This window comes from Priestia sp. P5_B4, from assembly GCF_056400385.1.
Genome location: NZ_JBFULJ010000301.1, coordinates 1 through 4,193 on the forward strand (window position 1 = coordinate 1; position 4,193 = coordinate 4,193).

The 4,193-nt window shown below is 40.9% G+C and carries 5 protein-coding genes; all 5 read right to left on the reverse strand.

Annotated features, from left to right (window positions below):
- Positions 1-474 (reverse strand): pantoate--beta-alanine ligase (gene panC / locus AC1DRF_RS17965; protein WP_477741309.1); only part of this gene is annotated, 474 nt, incomplete at its 3' end.
- Between the two features lies 1 nt (position 475).
- Positions 476-1,309, reverse strand: coding sequence for a 3-methyl-2-oxobutanoate hydroxymethyltransferase (gene panB, locus AC1DRF_RS17970; RefSeq protein ID WP_028407963.1), 834 nt, complete (start codon positions 1,307-1,309; stop codon positions 476-478).
- Positions 1,310-1,581: 272 nt separating this feature from the next.
- Positions 1,582-2,571 carry a bifunctional biotin--[acetyl-CoA-carboxylase] synthetase/biotin operon repressor gene (locus AC1DRF_RS17975; protein WP_013056096.1) on the reverse strand — a complete coding sequence of 330 codons (990 nt, stop codon included), beginning with the start codon at positions 2,569-2,571 and terminating at the stop codon, positions 1,582-1,584.
- Positions 2,556-3,749, reverse strand: coding sequence for a CCA tRNA nucleotidyltransferase (locus AC1DRF_RS17980; RefSeq protein ID WP_028407961.1), 1,194 nt, complete (start codon positions 3,747-3,749; stop codon positions 2,556-2,558). The genes AC1DRF_RS17975 and AC1DRF_RS17980 overlap by 16 nt, the downstream gene beginning before the upstream one ends.
- A 15-nt stretch (positions 3,750-3,764) precedes the next feature.
- Positions 3,765-4,193, reverse strand: a 429-nt coding sequence (locus AC1DRF_RS17985; protein WP_477741310.1) for a glycosyltransferase, incomplete at its 5' end; no start/stop codon positions are given.

The following is a 4,193-nucleotide window of genomic DNA, read 5'->3' on the forward strand; positions in this document are numbered from 1 at the left end:
ATCTACTACAGCAACTTGCTGTGCATCTTTTTTACCAAAGTATGCACGATCTGGTGTTACAATGTGAAAAAGCTTTGTTAGTACCGTGGCTACTCCGTCAAAATGGCCGGGGCGCTTCTGTCCACACAATACGTCTACACGATCTGTCACGGTTATAGCAACTGAATGGCTTGACTTATACATTTCCTCTACTGAAGGATAAAATAAATAGTCGACGTTAGCTTCTTTTGCCACGCGCTCATCCCGCTCAAAATCTCTTGGATACGTATCAAAATCTTCATTCGGCCCAAATTGAGTCGGGTTCACAAAAATACTTAGCGCCACTACTTCATTTTCTGTGCGAGCTGCTCCAAGTAAAGTAGCATGGCCTTCATGCAAATAGCCCATCGTCGGAACAAATCCAATTGAACGTCCAAGCTGCTTTTCTTTTTTCATCTCCTGCTGCATGTCTTTAATTGTTGTAATGACTTTCATCTTATTTTCCTCCGTACAGTGCCGTTAACTGCTCTTCTTTCATTGAAAAAGTATGTGCTTCTTTCGGAAACTCTCTTTTTTTCACTTCACTTACATACTGAGAAAGCCCCTGTAAAATAGGCTCATTTATTTTCGCAAATGACTGAACGAATTTTGGCACACGCTCTACTCCGTATGTTAATACATCGTGGTATACAAGTACTTGACCATCCGTATCAGCTCCTGCTCCAATTCCGATTGTTGGAATGCTCAAGCGTTCAGCTACTTGTTTTGCTACTTGTTTAGGAACACATTCTAATACAACAGCAATAGCTCCCGCCTGCTCACACTTGATCGCGTCTTGGATTAGCTGTTTGGCTTCTTTTGCTTCTTTTCCCTGCACTTTATAACCGCCCAGGACACCGACAGACTGAGGAGTTAACCCGAGATGTGCCACAACCGGAATACCAGCTTGCGTCAATTCTGAAATTGTATAAAGAACATCCTTTGCACCTTCTACTTTTAAAGCATGAGCCCCGCTTTCCTGCATAATACGAGCAGCATTTTTCATCGTGTCTTCTTTCGACACGTGATAGGACATAAATGGCATGTCGGTGACGATAAATGTATCAGCAGCTCCTCTTTTAACCGCTTTTGTATGATGAATCATATCATCTACCGTTACAGGAATCGTAGAGTCATATCCTAAAACGACCATTCCTAGAGAATCGCCTACTAAAATCATGTCTACGCCTGCTTCCTCAGCGTACTTAGCTGACGGATAATCGTAGGCAGTCAGCATCACAATTGGTTCATTGTTCTGTTTCATACGTAAAAAATCTAATTTTGTTTTCACTAACTTTCTCCTCCTTCTCAGAGGAGATGAGCGCACGTCTGCACACAAAAAGTCCTTCTACCTATAAAAGGAAGAAGGACTTTGACAGACTTCATCTATAAAAAGCACACTTTACCTAATGTGCTTACCTACGCGTCATCCCTCTGTCCTAGTCCTTAATGGATCAAGGCAGATTTATTGTCGTATTTAAAATAAAAAAACGAGTATCAAGTGAAGTTCTTGCGATACTACCTTGATACTCGTATTATAATAAAAATTTCTTTATTTTTCTACTATTTTTTAGCAGAGAGCTCAATATCTGCAGAATGAATTCGGTGTATAACTCCTTCATCATCTTCAATCAATAGAACGCCTTCATCTGTTATACCTTTTGCAAAGCCTTCAATGTTAGCTGTCATCGTGCGTGCTATAATTCGCTTGCCAATACTGATCGCATACGTTTCCCAAAGAACTTTAATTAAACCAAAGCCATTTTTCAAGTATTCTTCGTAAAGGGTTTCTAACTTTAAGAAAAACGCTTGCATCAAAGCCGCACGATTAATTTCTTCACCTTTTTCAATACGTAAAGATGTGGCAATGTGTTTGATTTGTTCATTAAAATCCGTTTCCTGCTGATTCACATTGATGCCGATTCCAATGATGACTGAGTGAATCCGGTCAAAATCAGCCTGCATTTCTGTTAAAATCCCAACTAGCTTCTTCCCATTTAATAAAACGTCATTAGGCCATTTAATGTCTGGAGAAAGGTTCGTCACTTCTTGAATGGCCTGTACAACAGCCACTGCTGATAGTAGAGTCAGCTGAGGAGCCTGCTGCGGAGGGATAGAAGGACGCAGTATAATACTCATCCAGGCACCAGTATATTTTGGGGAATACCAAGCTCTATCAAGTCTTCCTCTCCCTGCCGTTTGCTCTTCAGCAACTACGACCGTTCCTTCTTTTGCTCCTTCTTGAGCGATTCGATGAGCAATTTTCTGAGTAGAATGCACGCTTTCCTCATAATGAATATACTGACCGATTTTTGTTGTTTGGAGCCCTAATAAAAGCTCGTTGCTGCTTACTTTGTTCGGCTTCCCTACAATGCGATAGCCTTTTTTACGAACAGCTTCAAGTTCATAGCCGTCTTTTCGCAGCTCTTCGATATGCTTCCATACAGCTGTTCTTGAACAGCCTAATAAATCGCTGATCTTTTGGCCGGAGACATAGTCCCCATCTGCGTTCGTAAACATTTCAAGCAGCGTTCTTCTTATATCTGACTGCAAGACTGCACCCACTTTCTTATTGAAGATTTCGTGTTCATTAACTCATTGTATAGAACTTTCTCCTCAATTTCTTTTAACAGTTGAGACACCCATGGACCACCCTTTTTACCTGTCCACACTAAAAGATCTTGACCATTTATATCTAAATCTTTTAAAGAATGAATAGGCAGCTCGCTATAGATGTAAAGAAGCTCATGTTCATTCATATGCTCATTGCTTCGAAGAAGTTGTAAAATACGATTCACGCTTACGCTGGCCTGCTCTCCAATTGTATACATGATGCGTTTTGACCATCCATTTTCCAAAACGTCTCGAAGGCCAATAGACTGAAGCTGAATATCTTTAATTTGCTTATTAGATAATTTCCAGCTTTTAAAAAATGCCTGCTTGTCTTGAATATCGAGTAGATGTACCAGAAGTGTCCATGACTCCGATACTCGCTGAAGCATCATCCAATCGTGTGCACAAACAGACCGGAATTTTTGCGGATCTACATTCAATTGGGGCAAGTAGCGATACAACTCCGTATCTGCTACAAGTGCTAATGCTAAAGACGGACGCTTTCCGCTCAGCATTTTTTCGAATTCAACTGTAATGCGTTCAATAGAAACATGCCTCAGCAGTTCACCGTATTGCTGAATGGCTCTTTTAGTTTGATCAGACAGCGAAAACGCCAGCTGACTGACAAAGCGAACGGCTCTCATCATACGAAGAGCATCTTCATGAAAGCGTTCTTTAGCATTTCCGACAGTGCGAATCAGCTGATTTCGCAAATCTTCTCTTCCATTAAATGGATCAATGATTTCTCCTTTTGCATTCATAGCCATTGCATTGATTGTAAAATCGCGACGCTGCAAATCTTCTATCAGAGACGAAATAAACGTAACGGACGAGGGCCGACGAAAATCATCATATTCTCCCTCAGAGCGAAAAGTGGTTACCTCATAGGTCTCGTTCTCATGGACAACGACAACCGTACCATGCTCGATTCCTACATGAATCGTCTTAGGAAAGAGTTCCATCACTTGTTCAGGCCTAGCCGACGTAGCGATATCAATATCTCCAATCGTGCGATTTAAAATGAGATCCCTGACCGCTCCTCCAACAAAATACGCTTCGTAACCGGCTGTCTCCAGTTTTTCAATAATATAAAGCGGATGAATGAACGGTTCTTTCATAACTTCCTCCATTCTTCAACCCTGTACCAATTTATAATAAAGTTTTTCATATTGACTCACAATCTCTGTTGAATGAAATTTATGATTAACTGCGCTTAGAGACGCTTCCCTCATTTGGTGATGCAGCTGTTCATTTTGAAGTAGCTGAATTGCTTTGCTCGCTGCCTCTTCGAMGTCTCCCACTTCGCAAATATATCCTGTTTTTTCRTGTTCAATTACTTCGGGAATTCCGCCTGTATTTGTTCCGATGCATGGAACACCACAGGCCATAGCTTCTAAAAGCACAAGCCCAAAGCTTTCTTTTTCAGATAATAACAGTTTTAAATCGCTAATCGAATATAGTTCTGCTACATTTTCTTGTTTCCCAAGAAATAACACAGAATCTTGAAGATTTAGCTCTCTTACTAATTGAGACACTACCGTCATTTCAGGGCCGTCTCCTAC